Raw genomic sequence first — 22,686 nt, 5'->3', positions numbered from 1 at the left:
GATTGTGACGCCGACGACGTCCCGCCTGGGGGAGGTGGCTCAACAGCCATGCCGGTGCCACGCCCGCTACGTGAGCGCTGCCGGGAGTTCCTCGGAATAGACGGAGAGATCCGCTACATCTTCCCCGCGATGGCCTACGGCGGCGGCGCGGGCTTCGTCTTCGTCGTCACCGATGACCAGGTCGCGGTGGTCTCCACCGGTTCGCTGAGCCGCAGCACCCCGCAGAGCGTCTGGGGCAGCTACCCGCGCGGCACCCGGATCGGGCCGGTGGAGACCGGCACCGGCGCGTCGTTCGAGTTCGCCGGCGCCGTCTTCGAGGTGGACGACGAGTACGTCCCGGTCGTCAACGCGGCCGACGCCGAGATCTTCGCCCGCGACAGCCTTCCCCGCGACCCTCTGCCCGACCTTTAGGACGTCGCCGCGGGCTCGGTGGCCGTGGCGGTGGCGGGCTTGGGCGGCGCCGGGTTGCGCAGGAAGAAGAACATCACCGGCACCAGGTAGGCGGCCCACATGGCCAGCTGCAGCCAGGTGATCTGCGGGGTGACGTTCAGCACGCCCTGGAACACCGTCTGCATCCAGTCGCCCGCGCCGCCGAACTTGGCGAACAGCGCGTGCGGCTCCAGCGCGACGGAGTTCAGGCCGGGGAAGACCTCGGCCTCCTGCAGGTCGTGGAAGCCGTAGCCGAACACGCCCGCGGCGACGACGATGAGCGCGGCGCCCGTCCAGGTGAAGAACCGCTTCAGGTTGATCTTGAGGCCGCCGCGGTAGAGCAGGTAGCCGAGCGCGACGGCGACGGCGAGGCCGAGGAACGCGCCGATGATCGGCTCGGTGGAGCCGCCGGAGGAGTTGGAGATGTTCGTCCACAGGAACAGCGCGGTCTCCAGTCCCTCGCGTCCGACGGCGAGGAACGCGACGGCGGCGAGGGCGAGCGGCCCGACGCTGAGCGCGCCCTCCAGCTTGCCCTCCAGTTCCGCCTTCATGAAGCGGGCGGTCTTGCGCATCCAGAAGACCATCCAGGTGACGAGCCCCACCGCCAGGATCGACAGGACGCCGCCGAACAGCTCCTGCGTCTTGAACTGCATCTCCGAGGACGCGGCGCTCAGCGTGATGCCGAAGGTGACCGCGAGCGCGATGGCGGCGCCGATCCCCGCCCAGACGGGGAGCAGGGCCCGGCGGTTGCCGGTCTTCACCAGGTACGCGATCAGGATGCTCACGACCAGGGCGGCCTCAAGCCCCTCGCGCAGCCCGATGAGGAAGTTGCCCAGTAGCATCGCCGCACTCCTCCGAATGGCACAGACCTTTTAGGCAAAGCTAACCTAACCCAGTCTGCGTCCGCCGGTCGCCCCCCGGCAAGTGCGTCAGAGCCCGCCTTTGCTTTCGAGGCGGAGGAACGCCTTGGCGAGCGGCTGGGCGGTCAGCTCCACCTGCCAGGCGCGGGCCCCGAGCTCGCGCAGCGCGGCGCCGATCGCGGACGCCGACGGCTCCGGCGGCGGCGTCCAGGCCAGCCGGCGGACGTAGTCGGGCTGGACGAGGTTCTCCGACGGCATCGAGTGCTCGTCGGCGAGCGCGGCGACGACGGCGCGGGCGGCGGTGAGCCGCCTGGCGGCCTCCGGGTCGCGGTCGGCCCAGCGGTGCGCGGGCGGCGGCCCGTCCCCGGGCAGGCTGGGCTCCGGCAGCGCCCGGTCGGGCAGCTCGCGGGCGCGGGCGACGGCACGCAGCCACGCCGACTGGTGCCGGCGGGCGCCGCGGCCCCGCATCGTGGGCAGGGACTGCAGGTCGGCCGGGGTCTTCGGGGCCTTCTGCGCCAGCTCGATGATGGCCGCGTCCTGCAGCACCCGGCCGGGGGACAGGTCCCGCTCGCGGGCGATCCGGTCGCGGGTCTCCCACATCTCGCGGACGATGGCGAGCGCCCGCCGGTTCCGCACCCGGTGGATCCCGGAGGTGCGGCGCCACGGGTCGGGACGCGGCGGCTTCGGCGGCGTCGTCAGGATCGCGGAGAACTCCTCGAACGCCCACCCGAGCTTGCCCGCGGTCTCCAGCTCCTCCAGCAGGGCGTCGCGCAGCTCGACGAGGAGCTCGACGTCCAGCGCGGCGTAGCGGAGCCAGTCCTCGGGGAGGGGGCGCGTGGACCAGTCGGCCGCCGAGTACCCCTTCTCCAGCAGGAAGCCGAGCACGTTCTCGACCATGGAGCCGAGCCCGACCCGCGGATAGCCGAGCAGCCGCCCGGCCAGTTCGGTGTCGAACAGACGCCGCGGGGCGAGTCCGACCTCCGACAGGCACGGCAGGTCCTGGTTGGCGGCGTGCAGCACCATCTCGGCGTCGGCGAGTGCGGCGTCCAGCTCGGACAGGTCCGGGCAGGCGATCGGGTCGATCAGCGCGGTGCCGGCGCCCGCCCGGCGCAACTGGATCAGGTAGGCGCGCTGCCCGTACCGGTAGCCGGACGCGCGCTCGGCGTCGACCGCGACCGGGCCGGCGCCCGCGGCGAACGCCGCGATGACACGGTCCAACCCGGCGGTGTCGACGACCACGGGGGGGACGCCCTCGCGCGGCTCCAGCAGCGGGACGGCCGGGGGACCGGTGCCGGCCTCCGCGTCCGCCGGGCCCGGGAGCGTTCCGCCCGGCTCGGGAACGGTTCCGGGCCGCCCGCCGGCGGCCGTCTCCTCCGCACCGGTTCCCTCCTCGGGACCGGTGGTGCGCGTCTCGGGCATTCCCACTGTTTCCGTGTTCTCCCCCGCCGCCTCGGTCTCGGAAGCTGTGCTCACGCCCCCTACCGTACGTGGTTCAACCGCCCGCGCCGCCCGGCCGATCCGGCAGCGCGGCGACACCGGAGGGGGGCAGCCCGGCCGTGGTGCACATCATCTCGCACCAGGCGGCGACGTGGCCGGTGAGATCGTCGCCCGTCGGGGACCAGGAGGCGCGCAGTTCCAGCTCGGTGGTGGACGGCTCGCCGCGCTTGTCGCCGAAGCTCTCCGACACCGCCCGGGTGACAGTACCGGACACGCCCGCGTACCCGGCGGGCTCCAGCGCCTCCAGCAGCCAGTCCCACGCGACGGACCCGATCAGCTCGTCGGCGGCGATGTCGGGCTCCAGGTCGGCGCGGATGTAGGCGACGATGCGGAACCCGTTCGTCCAGCCGGATCTGCCCTCCGGGTCGTACAGCACGATGAGGCGGCCGGTGGCGACCTCGGTGTCGTCGTCGCGGTAGACGCTGCCGGACATGGCGGCCGCGTAGGGCGCGAGGCTCTGCGGGGCGGGCATGTCCTCCAGGTCGAGTTCCGGCCGGACGGCGGGACCGTCGAGGAACCGGCGCAGCGTGTCGACGGCCCGCTGGAAGGCGGGTGGGTTCATGGAAGGACCGGCCTGATCGCGGGGACGTGGCTGGGTGCGGGAGAACGACTCGGGGCGGTGCGGCCGGGACGGGGCGCCGCCGCGTGCGGCGACGGGCGGATGCGGAGGGGACACAGGCACGGCACAGGTGGTTTCGTTTCGGGGGCCGGGCCGGTCAGGCCACGGCTCGCACGGTGGCGGGCGGGAGGCCGACCAGGACGGCCGTGCCGCACTCGGCGCAGGCCCGCTCCGGACACTGCGCACCGTGACCGTCCGGACACGGCGGCTGCTCGAACGCGCGTTCATCACCGCAGGTGGAGCAGTACAAGGGGGAACCTCCCTCGGCTATGACACGCATCACGTTCGCACGCGCCGGTGACAGAATGCGGGACTTCGCTCGGCGTGTCCGGAAGTTCATGCCGTCTCACCTGTCGCTTCCCGTGCGTTCCCACCTGCGTTTCGTGGGACCATCACAGAGTGACCGCTGACGCTGCCCGCCCGAACGACGACTCTGCGAACACGCCCGCGAGCGGCGCCCTTGCCGCGAGCCCCTTCCTGCTGGCCTGCCGCCGGCGGCCGGTGCCGCACACGCCCGTGTGGTTCATGCGGCAGGCCGGACGCTCGCTGCCCGAGTACCTGCGGGTCCGCGAGGGCGTCCCGATGCTGGAGTCGTGCACCCGCCCCGACATGATCGTGGAGATCACGATGCAGCCGGTGCGCCGGTACGCGGTGGACGCGGCGATCTTCTTCAGCGACATCATGGTGCCGCTCAAGGCCATCGGCGTCGACCTCGACATCAAGCCGGGCGTCGGGCCGGTCATCGCCGATCCGATCCGCACGGCGGCGGACCTGGACGCGCTGCGCCCCCTCGTCCCGGACGACGTCCCGTACGTGACCGAGGCCGTCCAGGGCCTGGCCGGTGAGCTGGGGACGACGCCGCTGATCGGTTTCGCGGGCGGCCCGTTCACGCTCGCCTCGTACCTGATCGAGGGCGGCCCCTCCAAGAACCACGAGCGCACCAAGGCGATGATGTACGGCGCGCCGGAGCTGTGGGCGAGCCTCCTGGACCGCCTTGCCGACCTCACCATCGCGTTCCTGAAGGTGCAGGTGGCGGCCGGGGCGAGCGCCGTGCAGCTCTTCGACTCGTGGGTGGGCGCGGTCGCCGCGGTGGACTACCGCGAGTCGGTGCTGCCGCACACCCGCCGCATCTTCGCCGCGATGGAGCCGCTGGGGGTGCCGCGCATCCACTTCGGCGTGGGGACGGGTGAGCTGCTCGGCCCGATGGGCGAGGCCGGCGCGGACGTCGTCGGCGTCGACTGGCGGGTCCCGCTGGACGAGGCCGTCAGCCGGGTCGAGCCGGGCAAGGCCCTGCAGGGCAACCTCGACCCGGCGATCCTGTTCGCGCCGTGGGAGATCGTGGAGCGCCGCGCCCGCGACGTCCTGGCCCGGGGCCGCACCGCCGAGGGGCACATCTTCAACCTGGGCCACGGTGTCCTGCCGTCCACGGACCCGGACGTGCTGGCCCGCCTCGCGGACCTCGTCCACGAGGCGAGCACGGAGGACAGGCTCCAGTAGGGGACGGGCTCCAGGAACGGGTCTAGGCGGGCGGAGGCTGCGAGCCGGTGACGGCCTTCTCGGGCTCGGGCTCCGGTCCGGGCTCCGGCTCGGCCTTCGGCCTGCGGCGCGACCGGCCGGGGAGCCGGTGCCGGAACGCCAGGAGCGGGAACCCGATCGCGGCGGCGGCGACGAGGAACGGCAGCAGCCAGCCGAGCACGGTGACGACGCCGCCGGTGAACGCGGTGAACGCGTCCCAGCCGCTCTGGAGCCCGCCGAGGAACCCGCCGCGAGGCTTGTCGTTCCCGGCCTGCGCGGACTTGCTCACCAGCGACACGGTCACGGTCGCGTACTCGGTGCGGTGCTTGAGCGACTTCTGCCGCGCCTGCAGCGCCTCCAGATCGGCCTCGCGCTGGGCGATCTCCCGCTCGATGTCGATGACCTCGCCGACGGAGTTCGCGCGGTTGAGCAGCTTGCGGAACGACTCCAGCGTGGCCTTCGCCGACCGGACCCGGGCGTCCACGTCGGCGACCTCGGCGGTGACGTCCTCGGCCTCCTGGGAGAGCCAGAGCCTGGTGCCGAGCTGCGTGCCGAGCCGGTTCAGCACGTCGGCGTAGCGGTCGGCGGGGATCTTCAACGCGATCTCCGAGCGGGCCGGGTCGCTGGAACTCGACTCCCGTTCGACGTAGCCGCCGGCCGCCGTGACCATCTGCTTGGCCTTGGCCGCGGCCGCCTCCACGTCGCCCGCCCTGACTCCCAGGCGAGCCGTGTGGATCACCGCGCTTGCGGAGGGCGGCGGCGCCTGCGCTCCATTGGCGGTCTTCCCCGCCGAGCCTTCCCCGCCGCGGCTGCTCGCCACCGCCGGTGCGGGCGCCCCGCCGCGGTCCACGGCCGCCGGCGAACCGGACGAATGACTGCCTGCCCCGCACGCCGCCAGCACCCCGGCCAGCAACAGGACGACCAGCGCGCATATGGCGTTCCTGACGATCCGCATGAGGCTTGGACGAGGGGAGACCGATCACCGTTCCGCCGGGCGAATCGCGGTCCGGGCACGGTGCGGGCACGCACCGGTCACGGTTCCGGCCGGTGTCCGGTGTGATGCTCGCCGCTCCGGCCGCCCCGATGCGCGATCCGGCCTTCCGTCTGGAAGGCTGGGGGCATGACCACGTCCCATGCCGTCGTCGTCGGGGGCGGTATCGCGGGCCTCGCCGCCGCCCGCGTGCTCGCCCAGGGCGGCGTTCGGGTCACCGTGCTCGAAGGCTCCTCCCAGATCGGCGGCAAGCTGCGCGTGAGCGAGATCGCCGGGATCCCGGTGGACGAGGGCGCCGAGTCGATGCTCGCCCGCCGGCCCGAGGGCATGGACCTGGTGCGCGACCTCGGCCGCACCGCCGACCTGGTGAATCCCGGCACCGCCGCCTCGGCGATTTTCAGCCGCGGCGCACTCCGCAAGCTCCCCGCCGGGCAGGTGATGGGCGTCCCGTCCGACCTGCGCGCGCTCGCCGCCTCCCAGGTGCTGTCGCCGGCCGGGCTGGCGCGCGTCCCGCTGGACCTGGTGCTGCCCGAGACGCCGCGCGGCGGGGACGTGTCCGTCGCCGGCTACATCGGCGCCAGGGTCGGCCGCGAGGTCGTCGACCGGCTGGTGGAGCCGCTGCTCGGCGGCGTGTACGCGGGACGGGTCGAGCGGCTCTCGTTCGAGTCGACGCTGCCCGCCGTCGCCGCCGCGGCGCGCGGCCACCGCTCGCTGATCAACGCCGTCCAGGGCATCCGGGCCGCCGCGCCCAAGGACCCCGGCCCGGTGTTCGCCACCCTGCCGGACGGGCTCGGCACGCTCCCGCACCTGGTCGCCGCCGACATCGCCGCCGCCGGCGGAACGGTCCGGACCGGCGCGATGGTCCGCGAGCTGCGCCGCCGCGAGGACGGCTGGCGGCTCACCGTCGGCCCGGCCCGCGACCCCGAGTACCTGGACGCCGACGCCGTGCTGCTCGCGCTGCCGGCCGCCCCCGCGTCCCGGCTGCTCACGCCGGACGTCCCCGCCGCCGCCCGGGAACTGGCCGGCATCGAGTACGCGAGCATGGCGATCATCACGCTGGTGTACCGGACCACCGCGTTCCCGCGGCTGCCGAAGACCAGCGGCTACCTCGTCCCGGCCGTGGAATGCGACCCCGAGCGCGGCGGCCGGGGGGTCAAGGCCGTCACGTTCAGCTCGGTGAAGTGGCCGCACCTGCGCGACCGCGATCCCGGCGTCATCGCGGTGCGCTGCTCCATCGGGCGGTTCGGCGAGGAGCACCTGCTCCAGCGGCCCGACGAGGAGCTGACCGCCACCGCCATGGCGGAACTCGCCGCGACCTGCGGCGTCACCGAGCTGCCCGCCGCGAGCCGGGTGACCCGGTGGGGCGGCGGTCTCCCGCAGTACAACGTGGGCCACGCCGACCGCGTGGCCAAGATCCGGGCCGCGGTCGCCGGCGCGCCGGGACTGGCCGTCGCCGGCGCCGCCTACGACGGCCTCGGCATCCCCGCGTGCATCGCCTCGGCGCGTGCGGCGGCGAACCGGGTGCTGGACCATCTGCGCAGTCGAGAAGGAGTGGATCATGACCGAGCCGGCGGGCAAGCCGAAGGCACGCGAACTCAATAACGTCATCCGCTACACCATGTGGTCGGTCTTCCGGGTCGCGAAGCCCGGGACGGTCGGCGAGCAGGACGCCGCCGAGGTCCAGGACCTTCTCGACCAGGCCGCCCGCAAGGACGTCACCACCCGCGGCTCCTACGATGTCGCCGGGCTGCGCGCGGACGCCGACTACATGTTCTGGTGGCACGCGTCCACGCCCGACGACCTGCAGGAGATCTACACCCGGTTCCGCCGGACGGCGCTCGGCCGCGCGAGCGAGCCGGTGTGGTCGCAGATGGCGCTGCACCGCCCGGCCGAGTTCAACAAGAGCCACATCCCCGCGTTCCTCGCCGACGAGGAGCCGCGCGACTACGTGTGCGTGTACCCGTTCGTCCGGTCCTACGAGTGGTACCTGCTGCCGGACGAGGAGCGCCGCGCGATGCTCGCCGAGCACGGCAAGATGGCGCGCGAATACCCCGACGTCCGGGCCAACACCGTGTCGGCGTTCGCGCTCGGCGACTACGAGTGGATGCTCGCCTTCGAGGCCGACGAGCTGCACCGCATCGTCGACCTGATGCGCCACCTGCGCGGCGCGAGGGCGCGGCTGCACACCCGCCTGGAGGTGCCGTTCTACACCGGCCGCCGCAAGCCGGTCGCCGAACTGGTCGCCAACCTGGCCTGATCCGCCCGGGGACGGGCGGAACGGCGGCAGGGCGCCGGCCGCGGGGGAGTCTCCCGCCGGGCGGTCTCGCGGACGGCGCCGTCCTCGCCGGCGAGACCCGCCGGTGCCCGCGGGCCGCCTACTCGGCGGGTTCGAGGGTCAGGGAGATCGAGTTGATGCAGTAGCGGTCGTCGGTCGGGGTGTCGTAGCCCTCCCCGTGGAAGACGTGCCCGAGGTGCGAGTCGCACGCCGCGCACCGCACCTCCGTGCGGACCGTGCCGAGCGAGCGGTCCTCGACCAGCGTGACCGCGTCCGAGCCGGACGGCTCGTAGAACGACGGCCAGCCGCAGTGGCTCTCGAACTTGGTGCCGGACCGGAACAGCTCCGTCCCGCAGGCGCGGCACCGGTACACCCCGACGGTCTTGGTGTCGGTGTACTCGCCGGTGAAGGGCTTCTCCGTGCCCGCCTCGCGCAGCACGTGGTACTCCTCGGGGCTGAGCCGTGCCCGCCACTCTTCCTCGCTCTTGCGGATCTTCTCCATCCCTCGACGGTACCCGGCGCGGCCGTCCCGGGGGACTGTCGTGCCCGTGGGTTACCGTGCCGTCATGGCCTCGCCCTTCATCGAGATCCCGGTCGGGGATCGGCTCGTCAAGGTGACCAATCCCGACAAGGTCTACTTTCCGGAGCACGGCTACACCAAGCGGCAGCTGGTGGAGTACTACCTGGCCGTGGGGGACGGCATCCTGCGCGCGACCCGCGACCGCCCGACGACCCTGGAGCGCTGGCCCGCCGGGGTGTTCGAGGGCGCCCGGATGGCCACCCGTGAGGACTACGCGCGCGGCCAGGCCGGCATGGGCGCCGGCAAGTCCGACGCGTTCTACCAGAAGCGCGTCCCGAAGGGCGCGCCAGGCTGGGTGCGGACCGCGCGGATCGTGTTCCCCAGCGGGCGTTCCGCCGACGAGGTCTGCCCGACCGAGCCCGCGGTGATCGCCTGGGCCGCGAATCTCGGCACGCTGACGTTCCACCCGTGGCCCGTCCGCGAGGGCGACGTCGACCACCCGGACGAGCTGCGCATCGACCTCGACCCGCAGCCCGGCACCGGCTTCGCCGACGCCGTCCGGGTGGCGCTCGGCCCGGTCCGCGACCTGCTGTCCGAGCTGGGCTGCACCGGCTATGTGAAGACGTCCGGCAAGGCGGGCGTGCACATCTACGTCCGCATCGAGCCCCGCTGGACGTTCACCGAGGTCCGCCGGGCCGCCCTGGCCTTCGCCCGCGAGGTCGAGCGCCGCGCCCCCGCCGAGGTCACCACGAAGTGGTGGAAGGAGGAGAGGGGGGAGCAGATCTTCATCGATTTCAACCAGAACGCACGCGACCGGACGATCGCCTCGGCCTACAGCGTCCGCCCGGCCCCGCACGCCCCCGTCTCGGCCCCCGTGACCTGGGACGAACTGCCCGACGTCGACCCCCGCGACTTCACCATCGCCACGATGCCGGCCCGCTTCGCCGAACTGGGCGACCTCCACGCGTCCATCGACGACGCGTCCTTCTCCCTGGAGCCCCTGCTCGACATGGCCGACCGCGACGAGAAGGAGCACGGCCTCGGCGACATGCCCTATCCGCCGAACTACCCGAAGATGCCGGGCGAGCCCAAGCGGGTCCAGCCCAGCAAGGACACCGGCAACCACACCTGATCGCCCTCGGCGGCCGGGTGCGGTTGCCGGTGGCCCGCCGCCGGGGCGGGCGGCGGGCCACCGGGTGGGTCAGCGGGTGGGTCAGTGGAGGTCGCGTTCCTGGACGGGGAGGGAGACCTTGGACGGGCCTCGCCAGGCGGCGGCCGAGCGCGGCGGGGCGATCATGGTGGTCGCCCCGTCCCCGGTGCCGACGACCGGGACGGTGATCGAGGTGCCCCGCAGGTCGAGGGTCACCTGGGCGCCCGTGGGGGTCTCGGTGTTGTAGTCGGCGTCCGTGCCGGCGAGGACGAGGGCCAGGCGGTGCCCCTTCTTCAGCAGGTACTCCTGGCTGAGCGTCTCCCAGCGGACGGTGTAGGCGCGGCCCGGCTCCAGGGGCGTCGGGTGGCTCAGCGACCGGTCGTTCTGGGCGTCGAGCCAGCCGCGGGCGACCACGTTCACCGGGGACGTGACCGTCGTGACCTCGGTCTGCTTGTAGCAGGCGTCGTCGGCGGGCGTGCTCTCACCGTGGCAGTCCTCGGTGGCGAGGGTCCGGATGCCGGAGCCGGCGCCGAGGTAGTTCACCCGCGTGTCCTCGCCGTAGTCGACGAGCAGCGCGGTGAGGTTGGACGTGGGCCGGTCCAGCGCGATCCGCAGGCGGGCGTCGGGGGTGCCGGACAGGCGCCCCGTCCTCGGCAGGGGGCCGGAGACGAACGCGGCCCGGAACGGCCGCGCCGCCGTCGGGTCGGCGACCATCGCGCTCTCGGAGTTGCCCTGGCCGTCCGGGCCGGGCGCGTCGGTGAAGGTCGCCGTCGCCCCCGGCGCGGCGCGGTTCAGGCCGAGGGTGCCGCCGGCGCCGGGCCGCAGGACGATGTCGCGTGCGTCGAGGGACGGCCAGTCCCGCTGGGTGATCCACTGGTCGGGGCCGATCTCGATGTCGGCGCGCGGCTCCCGCATGATGCCGTTCGGGATCTTCTGCAGTTCGTGGTCGAACCAGCGGTGCAGGGTGGCCACCCACGCGTCCCGGCGGATGTCGAACGGGTCGACGTGGCCGCGCTGCGTCAGCCACACCTTGCGCTGCACGCCGCGCCGCGCGAGCGCGTCCCACCACAGGGCGAAATGGTTGTCCTTGACGTTGAGGTCGTTGACGCCGTGGGCGGCGAAGACGCTCGCGCGGACGCGGGATGCGCGGGCGATGGTGCCGTCCCGGTAGTCGGCGGTCTTCCAGTAGGCGTTGTAGTTTCCGGTCGCGTCGTCCTCGCCCTTGTCGAGGTCGGCGTTGACGGCGGCGCACTTGGCGGGCGGGTCGGTGTCGACGTAGCCGGCGAGCCACGGCTGCTCGTCCGTCCAGTACTTCACGCCGTTCATGCGGCTGTAGTCGTACCAGCTGCTGATCGCGGCGACCGGGACGATCGTCTCCAGCCCTTCGACGCCGGTCGCGGCGACGCCGTTGGCGAGCGTGCCGTCGTAGGACTTGCCGATCATGCCGGTGCGGCCGGTCGTCCACGTCGCCTTCACCGGGGTGCCGTCCGGCCGGTAGGCCGTCGCCCGGCCGTTGAGCCAGTCCACCACGGCCTTGCCGCCGAGGACGTCGGTCGGCCCGCCGCTGACCGGGCAGCCGTCCGAGCGGGTCGTCCCGACCATGTCCACGGCGAGGAACGCGTACCCGCGTGGGACGAAGTAGTTGTCGTAGAACAGGGGGAACTTCAGCGGGTTCCCGTCGGCGTCGTAGGTCTTGCGCTCGCTCTCGTTGCCGCGGCCGGCGTTGTCGTAGTACGGGCTCTCATCCATGATCACCGGCACCTTGAGGCCGTGCTCGGTCTCCTTCGGCCGGATGATGTCCACGTTGACGCGGTCGCGCCTGCCGTCCCGGTCGCTGTCCACGCTCGACTCGACGTAGACGTGCTCGCGGATCGCGTCCTTGTAGGAGAAGACGGGCTGGGTCACGCCGTCCTTCACCACGATCTTCGGGGACGGCCGCGCGAGTGCCGTCGCGCCGCCCGCCGTGGCGGCGAGCGCCGCGCCGGTCAGCACGGCCACCGTCGTCGTCCTCCGGGTTCGTCTCAGGGATCTCCTGGCCAACCCGCACCTCCGGGAGCTGAGAAGTGATCTCTACGGGGGCACACGCTCCTCGCCCGGGGGCGCCGGGTAAAGGGCGGCGCATGACGAACTCGGGCGGGATTTGGTCACGTCCTGCCCTTGCACCCATCGGTCTGTCCGTATCAGAGATATCGGTCTGTCTCTTAACGGCGCCGGGGATGCCCGGCTCGTCCGCCGGGCATCCCCGCCACTATGGGTTGGAGCTATCGGAAATCACTTCGGATGGGACCGTTCCGGATCAACTTCTCCAAGAAGGGCGTCGGGCACAGCGTCGGAACGCGCGGCGCCCGGTACACCCGCTCGGCGGACGGACGCCGCGAGATGACGTTCCGCATCCCGGGGACGGGCCTGTCCTGGCGGCGCCCCCTGCACCGGCGCCGCTAGCCGCTCTTCGCGCGGTTCACCGCCGACAGGACGGCCTCCACCGACGCGGTGAGCACGGACGCGTCACGCCCGGCGCCCCAGCGGGTCACGCCGTCCACACGACATTCGGCATAGGCGACGGCCGCGGCGCCCGGGCCCGGTTCGGTGGAGTGCTCCGCGTACTGCAGGACCTCCACCTTGATCCCGGCGGACGACAGGGCGTCGACGAGGGCGTCGATCGGGCCGTTGCCGGAGCCGGTGTGCTCGCGCTCGTCGCCGTCCACGCGGATGACGCCGGTGAAGTCGTGCCGCGCCGGGCCGGTGCGGGACGTCCGCCAGCCGGCCACGGAGACCGGCCCGGATGGGTTGAGGTACTCGGCGCGGAACAGGTCCCACAGCCCGGCCGCCGTGATCTCCCCGCCGCTGTCGTCCGTCGCCCGCTGCACGACCCGGGAGAACTCGATCTGCAGGCGGCGCGGCGGCTCCAGCCCGTACCCGGTCCGCAGCAGGTAGGAGATCCCGCCCTTGCCGGACTGGCTGTTGACCCGGACGACCGCCTCGTAGCCGCGCCCCACGTCGGCGGGATCGATCGGCAGATACGGGACGTCCCACGGCAGCTCCTCCGGCGGCACGCCCGACTCCCGCGCCCGCCGGGCGTGGCGGGCCATCCCCTTGGCGATCGCGTCCTGATGCGTTCCGGAGAACGCCGTGTAGACCAGGTCGCCGGCGTACGGATGCCGCTCGTGGACGGGCAGCCGGTTGCAGTGCTCGGCCGTCCGCCGGATCTCGTCGATGTCGCAGAGGTCGATCCGCGGGTCGACGCCCTGCGCGTGCAGGTTCAGCGCGAGGGTGACCAGGTCGACGTTGCCCGTCCGCTCGCCGTTGCCGAACAGGCATCCCTCGACCCGCTGCGCCCCCGCCAGCATCGCCAGTTCGGCGCAGGCGACACCCGTCCCGCGGTCGTTGTGCGGGTGGACCGACAGGATCACCGCGTCCCGCCGGGCCAGGTGCCGGTGCATGTACTCGATCTGGTCGGCGTACACGTTCGGCGTGGCGATCTCGACGGTCGCCGGCAGGTTCAGGATCACCGGCCGGTCGGGGGAGGCGTCCCACAGGCCGGTGACCGCGTCGCACACCTCCAGCGCGTAGTCCGGCTCGGTGAGGTTGAACGTCTCGGGCGAGAACTCGAACCGCACTCCCGGCCGGGCGAGCCGGGCCACGTCCGCCGCCCCGTCCAGGACCAGCCGCCGCACCCCCTCGCGATCGGACCCGAGCACGACGTCCCGCCACACCGGGCCCGTCGCCGCGTACAGGTGGACGACCGCCCTGGGCAGCCCCTCGATGGACGCGAACGTCCGCTCGATCAGCTCGCGCCGCGCGGGCGTGAACACCACGGGCGTCACATCGTCCGGCAGGCCCGTCTCGGCGAGGTGCCGGACGAAGTCGAAGTCGGTCCGGCTGGCCGACGGGTAGCCGACCTCGATCTCCTTGAACCCCATCGCGACGAAGAGGCCGAACATCCGGCTCTTGCGCGCGGTGTCCATGGGCTCGGCCAGCGCCTGGTTGCCGTCCCGCAGGTCGACCGGCACCCACAGCGGGGCATCCTCGATCCGCCGGGACGGCCAGGTCCGCTCGACCTCGGGAACGGGCGACGGCACCCGGTCGTGAATCGACCGGTAGCGGTGGAACGGCATGGAACTGCCGCGCTGGGGATTCCAGAAGGGCCCGGCCACCGGGCCGGACGGGGTGCGCAGAGTCGGGAAGTTCATGGGCGTGGTCCTCACGATCGCCGGATGACCGGCGGCACCGGACCCCGCGGCGGGGTGCCGGTCCGGATCAGGTCCCGCCGCGGCGACCGAGAAGAAGAACCCGCCACGCCATGACGGCCACCCAACCACACCTCAGCTCCTCAGACAAGCTGAAGTGAAGATAGCCTGGGGGCCCGCTCTTCCGGAGGAACCCAGATGCCGCTCGGCCCGCTCCGCCCCAGCCCCCTCGTCGAGCAGGCCGCCCAGCGGCTCCGCGACCAGATCGCGGGCGGCTCGTGGCCGGTCGGGACGAAACTCCCCGGCGAGACGACCCTCGCCCGCGAACTGGGCGTGGGCCGCTCCACCGTCCGCGAGGCCCTGCGCGCCCTGGCCGGCGCCGGGCTCGTCCAGGCCCGCCAGGGCGCCGGCGTGTTCGTCATCGCGGCGGAGCCGGCCGAGGACTGGCCCGCCCGGCTCCGCCGCGCCTCGGTCGCCGACGTCTACGAGATCCGCATGATGCTGGAGGTCCGCGCCGCCGAGCTGGCGGCCGAGCGCCGCACGGCCGCCGACCTCGCCGCCCTCGACAAGGCCCTCGCCGCCCGCGACGACGCGTTCGCCGGCCCCGCCATCGAGGCGTTCATCGACGCCGACATCGCCCTGCACACCGCCGTCGTGGCCGCCGCGCACAACCCGATCCTCGCCGACCTGTTCGCCGAGTTCGTCCCCGTCCTGCGCGACGGCCTCCTCGACCTCGTCACCCTGGTGGACGTCCGCACGTCCGACGCCGCCCCCGGCCGCGCCGCCCACGCCGCCCTGGTCGCGGCCATCCGCGACGGCGCCCCCTCCGCCGCCGGCCGCACCATCAAGACCGAGCTCACCCAGACCCTCGCCGTCCTACTTCAAGGACGCTAGAAGCGGGGGCAGGTCGTTGTCGTGGGCGACCGTCAGGCGGCGGGTGGCCCTTGTCAGGGCCACGTAGAGGTCCTGGCCGCCCTTGGGGGATTCCGTCACGATGCCGGCCGGGTCGACCACGATGACGGAGTCGAACTCCAGGCCCTTCGCCTCCTCGGCGGTGAGGACGACCACCTGGGAGTCGAGGGCCTCCGGGGTGGCGCCGGCGGCGGCGCCCGGGAGGGCGTCCAGGACGGCGGCGCGGCGGGCGCCGGAGGTGATGACGGCGAGCCGGCCCTCGGTGGAGGCGTCGCCGGTGATGCGGGACAGCTCGGACCGGACGAGCGCCGGCAGTTCGCCGGGCGGCAGCGCGAGGGCGAGGGGCGGCGGGCCGTCGTCGCGGACGGGCTCGGGCGGCGTCTGGCCCGGGTCGACGGCGGCGAGGACGTCGGCGGCGACCCGCATGATGGCGGCGGGGGTGCGGTAGTTGACGAGGAGGCGCTGCTCGCGCCAGCGGCCCGGGACGTAGCGGTCGAGCATCTGGCCCCAGGTGGTGGCGCCGGCGGCGCTGCCGGTCTGCGCGATGTCGCCGACGACGGTCAGGGAACGGGTGGGGACGCGGCGCATCACCGCCCGCCAGGCCATCTCCGACAGTTCCTGCGCCTCGTCCACGATCACGTGCCCGTAGGCCCATTCACGGTCGGCCAGGGCCCGCTGCGCGGTGGTGAGGGACGGGCCGTCGTCGAGGTGGCGTTCGACCAGCTCGCTCGCGGAGATCCGCTCGGCGGTGCCGGTCGTCTCCATGACCTCGCGGGCGTAGCGCTCTTCCGCGGCGCGGGCGGCGTCGGCGGCGCGCCGGCGGGCCCTGTCGGCGGAGTCGTCCTTGCCCAGGAGATCGGCCGCCTCGTCCAGGAGGGGGACGTCCGACACCGTCCACGGGGAGCCGGCCGGACGGTGCAGGAGCGCGCAGTCGGGAAGGACGGCCCGCGTGCCGAGGCGGGCGAGGGTGTCGGGGGAGGCGTAGAGGTCGGTCAGAAGCCGTTGAGGGGTCAGCTCAGGCCAGAGTTCGTTGAGGGCCTCGTGGACGGCCGGGTCCTGCCAGAGGGCCTCCTTGGCCAGGCGGAGGTCCGTTTCGTCCAGGAGGGGTTCTTCTTCGGCCTCGTCGATGAGTTCCTGGAGCCAGTCGGGGAGCCCGCCGGATTTCGCCATCTCCTCCAGAGGCTCGTCCATGATGCGGTCGTACTGCTCGGCCCTGTTGATGGCGAGGGCCTCCAGCATGTCGTGGACGAAGCGGCGCCGTTGGACGTTGTGGGGGAGACGCAGGGCGCGGGCACGGTCGCGGATCTGTTCGCACTTGTCGGCGTCCACGACGAGGGTGAGACCGTCGATGTCGATGTGGAGGCCGTCGGCGGGCACGCGCTGCCGGTCGTGGACGGCCGCTTGCACGAGGTCGGCCATGCGGAGGTCGCCCTTGACGACGGCGACCGCCGGGGTGTCCCTCGCGGTCGCCTTGAGGCCGGGGTAGAGCTCGCCGACCGTGGCCAAGACGACGTCGGTCTCGCCCAGGCCGGGAAGAACCTGCTCGATATAGCGGAGGAACGTCGCGTTCGGGCCGACGACGAGCACACCGCGCCGTTCGAGGACGTCCCGGTGCGTGTAGAGCAGGTACGCGGCGCGGTGCAGGGCCGCGACCGTCTTGCCGGTGCCGGGACCGCCCTGGACGACGAGCACTCCGTGCAGGCCCGAGCGGATGACCTGGTCCTGCTCTTCCTGGATGGTCGCGACCACGTCGCTCATCCGGCCGGTCCGGCCGCGGCGCAGGGTGGCGAGCAGGGCGGCCTCGCCGACGATGCCGCGCCGCTCCGACTCCTCCAGCCCCTCCAGGTCGAAGACCTCGTCGTCCAGCCGGACGACCTCGCGGTGCCGCAGGTGCAGGTGGCGGCGGCGTGCGAGGGTGCCGGGCGCGCCGGGTGCGGCGGTGTAGAACGGCCGGGCCGCCGCGGCGCGCCAGTCGATCAGCAGGGGCTCGTGGTCCTCGTCGCGGAGGCCGATGCGGCCGATGTAGAACGTGTCACCGGGACCGTCCGCGTCGGCGCGGTGGTCGATGCGGCCGAAGCACAGGCCGTGCTCGACACCGCCGAGCCGGGCGAGGCGGCGGGCCGCCTCTTCGGTCGCGACGGCGCTCTCCACCCGCGCCTGGAAGGCGGCGCCGCCGCCCGCCGCGGGGCCTTCGCGCAGCGCCGCCTCGGCGTTCGCGCGCTCGACGTCCAGTCGCGCGTACAGGCGTGACACGTATGCCTGCTCGGTGCGCAGCGGCGCAGATTTCTCGCAATCGGGGTTGACAGCGTCCGCTTGACGGAGTCCCATGCTTCGACTACACTCCTATTTATAGGATTGGGCTTTTTTCTGCGCAAGTCGCAAGCCTTCAGCCTAGCATTCCTCGCTCCGCGCCGCATGATCTTCCGGCGTGGTTCCACTATTGCGTTGTGGCGGGTGGCACCCCCGCGTTCCTGATCTTGGTGACCCGGCACCGCCCCTGGACGGGGCCGGTGCCGGGCCCGTTCAGCGGTCGGCGCGGGCGCTCGTGGCCGAGCCGCCCAGAACGTCGTCCAGGTCGTAGGCGACCGGAACCTCCAGCTGCTCGTACGTGCAGGACTCCGGCCTCCGGTCGGGACGCCAGTTCCGGAACCTGGCCGTGTGCCGGAAGCGGTCGCCCTCCATCGCCTCGTAGGCGACCTCCACGACCAGCTCCGGACGCAGCGGCACCCAGCTGAGGTTCTTCTTGCCCGTCCAGCGGGAGATGGCGCCGGGCATGCGGTCGACGGTCGCCTCGGTCTGGTTCGCCCACTCCGCCCACGGGTGGCCGGCGAGATCCTCCATCCGGTAGGGCCGCAGCTCCTCGACCAGCTCTGCGCGGCGCTTCATCGTGAACGAGGCCGCGACCCCGACGTGCTGGAGCTTGCCCTCGGAGTTGTAGAGCCCGAGCAAGAGCGACCCCACGATGGGCCCGGACTTGTGCCACCGGAAGCCCGCCACCACGCAGTCGGCGGTCCGCTCGTGCTTGACCTTGAACAGGACGCGCTTGTCGGGCTCGTAGGGGACGTCGAGCGGCTTGGCGATGACGCCGTCCAGCCCGGCGCCCTCGAACTCGTCGAACCAGCGCAGCGCCAGCTCGTAGGAGTCGGACGCGGGCGTGACGTGAATCGGCGCCCTCACCCGGGACAGCGTTTCGACGAGCCGCCGCCGCCGTTCGCCGAGCGGCACCTCCATCAGCGACTCGTCCCCGAGGGCCACCAGGTCGAACGCCACGAACGACGCGGGGGTCTGCTCCGACAGCAGCTTGATCCGCGACGCGGCCGGGTGGATGCGCTGCTGGAGGGCGTCGAAGTCCAGGCGCGTCCCGTTCGGCAGCACGATCTCGCCGTCGATCACGCACCGCTCCGGCAGCTCGCGTTTCACCGCCTCGACCAGCTCGGGGAAGTAGCGGGTGAGCGGTCTCTCGCCGCGGCTGGACAGCTCCACCTCGTCGCCGTCGCGGAAGACGACGCAGCGGAAGCCGTCCCACTTCGGCTCGTACAGCAGGTCGCCCCGGGGCATGGTCTTGACCGCCTTGGCCAGCATCGGCGGCAGCGGCGGGCTGATCGGCAGGTCCATCCCCCCATCCTGCGCCCCGGCACCGACAAAAGAGCGGCCTCCGGGGTCCGATAACGTGCGGGTCATGCGCCGCCTCCTGCCCGAGCCCGCCGCCGGCGTCGACCCGTACGAGGTCTACGGCGACCGGCCTGGACTGCGGCTGGGCATGGTCATGAGCGTGGACGGTTCCGTCACCGACGCCGAAGGCTGGACGGACGGCCTCGGAGGCGACGCCGACTTCCGCGTCTTCCGGACCCTGCGCGCGCTGGCCGACGCCATCCTCGTGGGTGCCGGCACGGTCCGCACAGGGCGCCTGGGACCGGCCCGCCTACGTCCCGACCTGCGCGCGCGCCGCGGCGGACCGCCCGCCCCCATCGTCGTGGTGAGCCGTTCCGCCGACCTCGACTGGACGCTGCCGCTGTTCACCGAGGCCGAGACACCCACCATCGTGGTGACGTGCCAGAACGGCCGGAAGAACGTCCCAGCCCACATTCAGGTGGTCGCGGAAGGCGAAGACGACATCGACCTGCCCGCCGCCATCGATACGCTCCGCGGCGGCCTCGGCCGGGAACATCTCCTCTGCGAAGGCGGCCCCACTCTGGCGGCCGCGCTGATCCGCGCGTCCCTCGTCGACGAACTATGCCTCAACCTCGCCCCGACACTCCTCGGAGGCGCGCACCACACCCGCCTCCTGGACGGCCTCGACACCGAGGTGCCGCTCGACCCCACCGCCCTCTACATCGACGAGGGCGTGCTGTTCGTCCGCTACCGGCTGCGGGTGTAGCGCAGGAAGAGGAGATCCTCGTCCTGCAGGGCGTGGGCGAGCGTCATCTCCGGCGGGACGGGCACCGGCGGCCCGTTCAGGATCCGCGCGGGGTGCCCGCCGAGCAGTATCGGGCTCAGCGTCAGGCACAGTTCGTCCAGCAGCCCGGCCGCCACCACCTGTGCGAGGACACCCGGACCGCCCTCGCACAGCAGGCGCCGGTGGCCGCGGGCGGCGAGTTCCCGCACCGCGGCCGGGAAGTCGAGCGAGTCGCGCCCGGCGATGATGACGTCGGCGCGCTCCCGTGCGGCCTTCAGCCGCACCGGGTCGGCGGTCGCGGTCGCCAGCACGATCGTCGGCACCCGCGCCTCGGTGAAGATCGGCGCGTCGAAGTCCAGGTCGAGGGTCCGGGACGCGATCGCGATCGGCGGTACGGGCGGCCTGCCGTTCCTGACGCCGTCCCAGCCCTCGCTGGGCCTGACCGGCCCGTACCCCTCGGCCCGCACCGTCCCGGCCCCGACGATGACCACGTCGGCGAGCCCGCGCAGCAGCAGGAACAGATGCCGGTCGGCGGCGTTGCCGAGACCGCCGCTGCGCCCGTCGCGCTGCGCGGCCCCGTCCAGGCTGGCGACCATGTTGGCCCGCATCCAGGTGGTGCCGGCCGGATAGGCGTACCGCTCGGCGAGATCGACCTCGCCGGGCTCCGGAGAGAGAGTCCGCATAGATCTCTCAAGCTACTGCACGCCGCGCCGCCCCCCTCCGATAACGGTACGTACACAAATCTGTACGAATCCGTCATGGCGGGAGTGTCTGGGGGTGACACTTGCCCCCCGGGACCGGGATGAGAATCTCACAGAAGGGAGCGGGGGTGGAGTTCGCGGCATTGGGCGCGTGGATTCTGGCCGCCGTCGCGGGCGGCCCTCTGCTGGTCGTCTGGATGCGGGACGGCGGACGCTCCACGAAGGTGACGCGGTTCCCCGTCCTGGTCGTGGTGGCGCATCCGCTCGCGGCCCTCGGCGGCCTCGCCGTCTGGGTGACCTACCTGCTCACCCGGAACCCCGGCTACGCGTGGGTCGCGTTCGCCGCCCTGCTGGTCGTCATCCTGCAGGGCTTCGTGCTGTTCACCCGCTGGCTCGTCGGCCACGGCGGCCGCCACGCCCGCGGCGCCGGGCAGACCTTCCCCGGCACCGCCGTCGCCGTTCACGGCGCGGTGGCGGTGACCACGATCGTCCTGGTCTTCCTGACCGCGATCGAGGTGACCCGCGCCTAGGCGGCCGTCAGGGCAGCCGCCTGAGGACGAGGAGGGCCCGGGCGGTGAGCAGGATGGTGTCGCGGGCCTTGAGGCGGGGGCGTTCGCCCACCGCGCCGGGTTCGGCGGTGTCGAGGGTGAACTCCCATCGTTCGCCGTATTCGGCGCCGGGGAGGGTGAACTCCAGGGGCTCGGAGCCGGCGTTGATCAGCAGGAGGAACGAGTCGTCGCGGACGCGGCGGCCGCGCGGGTCGGGTTCGGTGATGGCGTCGCCGTTGAGGAAGACGCCGAGGGACTTGGCGAAGCCGACGTTCCAGTCCTGGTCGGTCATGCTGTCGCCGGCCGGGGTGAGCCAGGCGATGTCGGCGGCGGCGCCGGTGCCCGTTCCGGTGAAGAAGCGGCGGCGCCGGAACACCGGATGGTCGTGCCGCAGCCGGGACAGGAGGCGGACGAACTCCATGTCGTCGGAGTCCTCCCAGTGGACCCAGGAGATCTCGTTGTCCTGGCAGTAGGCGTTGTTGTTGCCCTTTTGGGTGCGGCCCAGTTCGTCCCCCTGGGAGAGCATGGGGACGCCCTGCGACAGAAACAATGTGGCCAGGAAATTGCGGCGCTGGCGGGCGCGCAGATCCAGGACGGCGGGGTCGCGGGTAGGGCCTTCCACGCCGCAGTTCCAGGAGCGGTTGTCGTCGGTGCCGTCCCGGTTGTTCTCGCCGTTGGCCTCGTTGTGCTTGTGGTCGTAGGAGACCAGGTCGGTCAGCGTGAACCCGTCGTGGCAGGTGACGAAGTTGATGGACGCGAACGGGCGGCGCGCGCTGTGCTCGTACAGGTCGGACGAGCCGGTCAGCCGGGACGCGAACTCCGGCATGGTCGCGTAGGAGCCGCGCCAGAAGTCGCGGACGGTGTCGCGGTACTTGCCGTTCCACTCCGTCCACAGGGGAGGGAAATTGCCCACCTGGTAGCCGCCTTCGCCGACGTCCCACGGTTCGGCGATGAGCTTCACCTGGGACACGACAGGGTCCTGCTGGACGAGGTCGAAGAACGCGGCGAGCCGGTCGACGTCGTGCAGCTCGCGGGCGAGCGCGGAGGCGAGGTCGAACCGGAACCCGTCGACGTGCATCTCCAGGATCCAGTAGCGCAGCGAGTCCATGATGAGCTGCAGCGCGTGCGGGTGGCGGACGTTCAGCGAGTTGCCGCAGCCGGTGTAGTCGAGGTGGTAGCGCTTGTCGTCGTCCCGCAGCCGGTAGTAGGAGGCGTTGTCGATGCCGCGGAACGACAGGGTGGGCCCCAGGTGGTCGCCTTCGGCGGTGTGGTTGTAGACGACGTCCAGGATGACCTCGATGCCCGCCTCGTGCAGGGCGCGGACCATCGCCTTGAACTCCAGCACCTGCTCCCCGTACTGGCCGGACGAGCTGTAGGTGTTCTGCGGCGCGAAGAACCCGATCGTGTTGTAGCCCCAGTAGTTGTCGAGGCCCCGCGCGACCAGCGCGTGCTCGGGAACCGACTGGTGCACCGGCATGAGCTCCACGGCCGTCACGCCGAGATCGAGCAGATGGTCGATCATCACCGGGTGTGCGAGGCCCGCGTAGGTGCCGCGCTGCTCCTGCGGGATGCCGGGATGCAGCTTCGTCAGGCCCTTCACGTGCGCCTCGTAGATGACGCTCTCGTGGTAGGGGACGCGCGGCGGCCGGTCGTCGGCCCAGTCGAAGAACGGGTTGGTGACGACGTTCTTCGGCATGTACGGGGCGCTGTCGTCCTCGTTCAGCGCGTCGGGGTCGTCGAACCGGTAGGAGAACAGCGACTCGTGCCAGCGGACCTCGCCCTCCATGGCCTTGCCGTACGGGTCGAGCAGCAGCTTGGACGGGTTGCAGCGGTGCCCGTCGGCCGGGCTGAACGGCCCGTGCACCCGGTATCCGTAGCGCTGCCCGGGTCCGACGCCGGGCAGGTAGCCGTGCCAGACGAACCCGTCGACCTCGGGCAGGCCGTGCCGCGTCTCGCGGCCGTCGGCGTCGAACAGGCACAGCTCGACCCGCCGGGCCACCTCGGAGAACAGCGCGAAGTTCGTGCCCGTGCCGTCCCAGGTGGCGCCCAGCGGATAGGGGTCTCCGGGCCACACCTCCCGCATGCT

Annotated in this window: 20 protein-coding genes; 9 read left to right on the top strand and 11 right to left on the bottom strand. The window is 72.6% G+C overall.

Features of this window, described 5'->3' with window-relative positions:
* Positions 1 to 48 precede the first annotated feature (48 nt).
* Positions 49 to 411, top strand: coding sequence for a hypothetical protein (locus ACQP1N_RS22580; protein ID WP_067801486.1), 363 nt, complete (start codon positions 49 to 51; stop codon positions 409 to 411).
* Here ACQP1N_RS22580 and efeU read toward each other — a convergent pair.
* The 3 genes from efeU to ACQP1N_RS22565 all read right to left on the bottom strand — a co-directional run bounded on the left by efeU (position 408) and on the right by ACQP1N_RS22565 (position 3,348).
* Entirely contained in the window at positions 408 to 1,271 is an 864-nt protein-coding gene (gene efeU, locus ACQP1N_RS22575) for an iron uptake transporter permease EfeU (RefSeq protein WP_067801489.1), read from the bottom strand. The two genes, ACQP1N_RS22580 and efeU, sit on opposite strands and share 4 nt — an antisense overlap.
* A gap of 87 nt (positions 1,272 to 1,358) precedes the next feature.
* A complete protein-coding gene (locus ACQP1N_RS22570; RefSeq protein WP_242608799.1) occupies positions 1,359 to 2,762 on the bottom strand; it encodes a ribonuclease D in 1,404 nt (467 codons plus the stop codon).
* A 19-nt stretch (positions 2,763 to 2,781) separates the two neighbouring features.
* A complete protein-coding gene (locus ACQP1N_RS22565) occupies positions 2,782 to 3,348 on the bottom strand; it encodes a DUF3000 domain-containing protein (RefSeq protein ID WP_067801577.1) in 567 nt (188 codons plus the stop codon).
* 573 nt (positions 3,349 to 3,921) lie between these two features.
* Between ACQP1N_RS22565 and hemE the strand changes: the two genes are divergently transcribed.
* Positions 3,922 to 4,902 (top strand): uroporphyrinogen decarboxylase, encoded by a 981-nt coding sequence (hemE, locus tag ACQP1N_RS22560; protein ID WP_242608804.1) that lies wholly within the window; start codon positions 3,922 to 3,924, stop codon positions 4,900 to 4,902.
* Positions 4,903 to 4,924: 22 nt separating this feature from the next.
* Here hemE and ACQP1N_RS22555 read toward each other — a convergent pair whose 3' ends face one another.
* The gene (locus ACQP1N_RS22555; RefSeq protein WP_433226471.1) at positions 4,925 to 5,875 is read right to left on the bottom strand and encodes a DUF4349 domain-containing protein; all 951 of its coding nucleotides are present in this window, start codon (positions 5,873 to 5,875) and stop codon (positions 4,925 to 4,927) included.
* Between the two features lie 165 nt (positions 5,876 to 6,040).
* On the opposite strand from ACQP1N_RS22555, the gene hemG reads away from it, so the two are divergent.
* Both hemG and hemQ read left to right on the top strand, forming a co-directional pair.
* The gene (gene hemG / locus ACQP1N_RS22550; protein ID WP_433226468.1) at positions 6,041 to 7,513 is read left to right on the top strand and encodes a protoporphyrinogen oxidase; all 1,473 of its coding nucleotides are present in this window, start codon (positions 6,041 to 6,043) and stop codon (positions 7,511 to 7,513) included.
* Positions 7,470 to 8,168, top strand: coding sequence for a hydrogen peroxide-dependent heme synthase (hemQ, locus tag ACQP1N_RS22545; protein WP_067801589.1), 699 nt, complete (start codon positions 7,470 to 7,472; stop codon positions 8,166 to 8,168). The genes hemG and hemQ overlap by 44 nt, the downstream gene beginning before the upstream one ends.
* A gap of 118 nt (positions 8,169 to 8,286) precedes the next feature.
* Here the strand turns inward: hemQ and msrB are convergent, their stop codons facing one another.
* Entirely contained in the window at positions 8,287 to 8,688 is a 402-nt protein-coding gene (msrB, locus tag ACQP1N_RS22540; RefSeq protein WP_433226466.1) for a peptide-methionine (R)-S-oxide reductase MsrB, read from the bottom strand.
* 64 nt (positions 8,689 to 8,752) lie between these two features.
* Between msrB and ACQP1N_RS22535 the strand changes: the two genes are divergently transcribed.
* Entirely contained in the window at positions 8,753 to 9,838 is a 1,086-nt protein-coding gene (locus tag ACQP1N_RS22535; protein WP_067801655.1) for a DNA polymerase domain-containing protein, read from the top strand.
* A gap of 81 nt (positions 9,839 to 9,919) precedes the next feature.
* On the opposite strand, the gene ACQP1N_RS22530 is transcribed toward ACQP1N_RS22535, so the two are convergent.
* Complete coding sequence (locus tag ACQP1N_RS22530; protein ID WP_433226463.1) at positions 9,920 to 11,854, bottom strand: Xaa-Pro dipeptidyl-peptidase; 1,935 nt, start codon at positions 11,852 to 11,854, stop codon at positions 9,920 to 9,922.
* A gap of 282 nt (positions 11,855 to 12,136) precedes the next feature.
* On the opposite strand from ACQP1N_RS22530, the gene ACQP1N_RS22525 reads away from it, so the two are divergent.
* Positions 12,137 to 12,298 carry a DUF4236 domain-containing protein gene (locus tag ACQP1N_RS22525; protein ID WP_242608800.1) on the top strand — a complete coding sequence of 54 codons (162 nt, stop codon included), beginning with the start codon at positions 12,137 to 12,139 and terminating at the stop codon, positions 12,296 to 12,298.
* Here ACQP1N_RS22525 and leuA read toward each other — a convergent pair.
* Positions 12,295 to 14,046, bottom strand: a complete 1,752-nt coding sequence (leuA, locus tag ACQP1N_RS22520; RefSeq protein WP_433226461.1) for a 2-isopropylmalate synthase — start codon at positions 14,044 to 14,046, stop codon at positions 12,295 to 12,297. The genes ACQP1N_RS22525 and leuA overlap by 4 nt on opposite strands.
* 195 nt (positions 14,047 to 14,241) lie before the next feature.
* Between leuA and ACQP1N_RS22515 the strand changes: the two genes are divergently transcribed.
* Entirely contained in the window at positions 14,242 to 14,937 is a 696-nt protein-coding gene (locus tag ACQP1N_RS22515) for a FadR/GntR family transcriptional regulator (RefSeq protein ID WP_433226459.1), read from the top strand.
* Here ACQP1N_RS22515 and ACQP1N_RS22510 read toward each other — a convergent pair.
* Entirely contained in the window at positions 14,920 to 17,283 is a 2,364-nt protein-coding gene (locus tag ACQP1N_RS22510) for a HelD family protein (protein ID WP_433226457.1), read from the bottom strand. The two genes, ACQP1N_RS22515 and ACQP1N_RS22510, sit on opposite strands and share 18 nt — an antisense overlap.
* Before the next feature lie 195 nt (positions 17,284 to 17,478).
* Entirely contained in the window at positions 17,479 to 18,570 is a 1,092-nt protein-coding gene (locus ACQP1N_RS22505; protein ID WP_067801604.1) for an ATP-dependent DNA ligase, read from the bottom strand.
* A gap of 64 nt (positions 18,571 to 18,634) precedes the next feature.
* On the opposite strand from ACQP1N_RS22505, the gene ACQP1N_RS22500 reads away from it, so the two are divergent.
* Positions 18,635 to 19,333 (top strand): dihydrofolate reductase family protein, encoded by a 699-nt coding sequence (locus tag ACQP1N_RS22500; protein ID WP_067801607.1) that lies wholly within the window; start codon positions 18,635 to 18,637, stop codon positions 19,331 to 19,333.
* Here ACQP1N_RS22500 and ACQP1N_RS22495 read toward each other — a convergent pair.
* A complete protein-coding gene (locus ACQP1N_RS22495) occupies positions 19,315 to 20,034 on the bottom strand; it encodes a pyrimidine reductase family protein (protein ID WP_433226455.1) in 720 nt (239 codons plus the stop codon). The two genes, ACQP1N_RS22500 and ACQP1N_RS22495, sit on opposite strands and share 19 nt — an antisense overlap.
* Positions 20,035 to 20,180: 146 nt before the next feature.
* Here ACQP1N_RS22495 and ACQP1N_RS22490 point away from each other — a divergent pair, with 146 nt between their 5' ends.
* On the top strand, positions 20,181 to 20,582 hold the full coding sequence (locus ACQP1N_RS22490; RefSeq protein WP_433226453.1) for a hypothetical protein: 402 nt from the start codon (positions 20,181 to 20,183) through the stop codon (positions 20,580 to 20,582).
* Between the two features lie 7 nt (positions 20,583 to 20,589).
* Here ACQP1N_RS22490 and glgX read toward each other — a convergent pair whose 3' ends face one another.
* On the bottom strand, positions 20,590 to 22,683 hold the full coding sequence (glgX, locus tag ACQP1N_RS22485; RefSeq protein WP_067801615.1) for a glycogen debranching protein GlgX: 2,094 nt from the start codon (positions 22,681 to 22,683) through the stop codon (positions 20,590 to 20,592).
* Between the last annotated feature and the right edge of the window lie 3 nt (positions 22,684 to 22,686).

It is taken from the genome of Actinomadura formosensis, assembly GCF_050948385.1.
Lineage (GTDB): Bacteria > Actinomycetota > Actinomycetes > Streptosporangiales > Streptosporangiaceae > Spirillospora > Spirillospora formosensis.
This window is presented reverse-complemented; position numbering and strand designations above follow the sequence as displayed.

Excerpts from the sequence above, each read along its gene's own strand:
- ACQP1N_RS22580 (WP_067801486.1), top strand. The coding sequence starts at position 49 with ATGCCGGTGCCACGCCCGCTACGTGAGCGCTGCCGGGAGTTCCTCGGA.
- efeU (WP_067801489.1), bottom strand. The coding sequence starts at position 1,271 with ATGCTACTGGGCAACTTCCTCATCGGGCTGCGCGAGGGGCTTGAGGCC.
- ACQP1N_RS22565 (WP_067801577.1), bottom strand. The coding sequence starts at position 3,348 with ATGAACCCACCCGCCTTCCAGCGGGCCGTCGACACGCTGCGCCGGTTC.
- ACQP1N_RS22555 (WP_433226471.1), bottom strand. The coding sequence starts at position 5,875 with ATGCGGATCGTCAGGAACGCCATATGCGCGCTGGTCGTCCTGTTGCTG.
- hemG (WP_433226468.1), top strand. The coding sequence starts at position 6,041 with ATGACCACGTCCCATGCCGTCGTCGTCGGGGGCGGTATCGCGGGCCTC.
- hemQ (WP_067801589.1), top strand. The coding sequence starts at position 7,470 with ATGACCGAGCCGGCGGGCAAGCCGAAGGCACGCGAACTCAATAACGTC.
- msrB (WP_433226466.1), bottom strand. The coding sequence starts at position 8,688 with ATGGAGAAGATCCGCAAGAGCGAGGAAGAGTGGCGGGCACGGCTCAGC.
- ACQP1N_RS22535 (WP_067801655.1), top strand. The coding sequence starts at position 8,753 with ATGGCCTCGCCCTTCATCGAGATCCCGGTCGGGGATCGGCTCGTCAAG.
- ACQP1N_RS22525 (WP_242608800.1), top strand. The coding sequence starts at position 12,137 with ATGGGACCGTTCCGGATCAACTTCTCCAAGAAGGGCGTCGGGCACAGC.
- leuA (WP_433226461.1), bottom strand. The coding sequence starts at position 14,046 with ATGAACTTCCCGACTCTGCGCACCCCGTCCGGCCCGGTGGCCGGGCCC.
- ACQP1N_RS22515 (WP_433226459.1), top strand. The coding sequence starts at position 14,242 with ATGCCGCTCGGCCCGCTCCGCCCCAGCCCCCTCGTCGAGCAGGCCGCC.
- ACQP1N_RS22510 (WP_433226457.1), bottom strand. The coding sequence starts at position 17,283 with ATGGGACTCCGTCAAGCGGACGCTGTCAACCCCGATTGCGAGAAATCT.
- ACQP1N_RS22505 (WP_067801604.1), bottom strand. The coding sequence starts at position 18,570 with ATGGACCTGCCGATCAGCCCGCCGCTGCCGCCGATGCTGGCCAAGGCG.
- ACQP1N_RS22500 (WP_067801607.1), top strand. The coding sequence starts at position 18,635 with ATGCGCCGCCTCCTGCCCGAGCCCGCCGCCGGCGTCGACCCGTACGAG.
- ACQP1N_RS22495 (WP_433226455.1), bottom strand. The coding sequence starts at position 20,034 with ATGCGGACTCTCTCTCCGGAGCCCGGCGAGGTCGATCTCGCCGAGCGG.
- glgX (WP_067801615.1), bottom strand. The coding sequence starts at position 22,683 with ATGCGGGAGGTGTGGCCCGGAGACCCCTATCCGCTGGGCGCCACCTGG.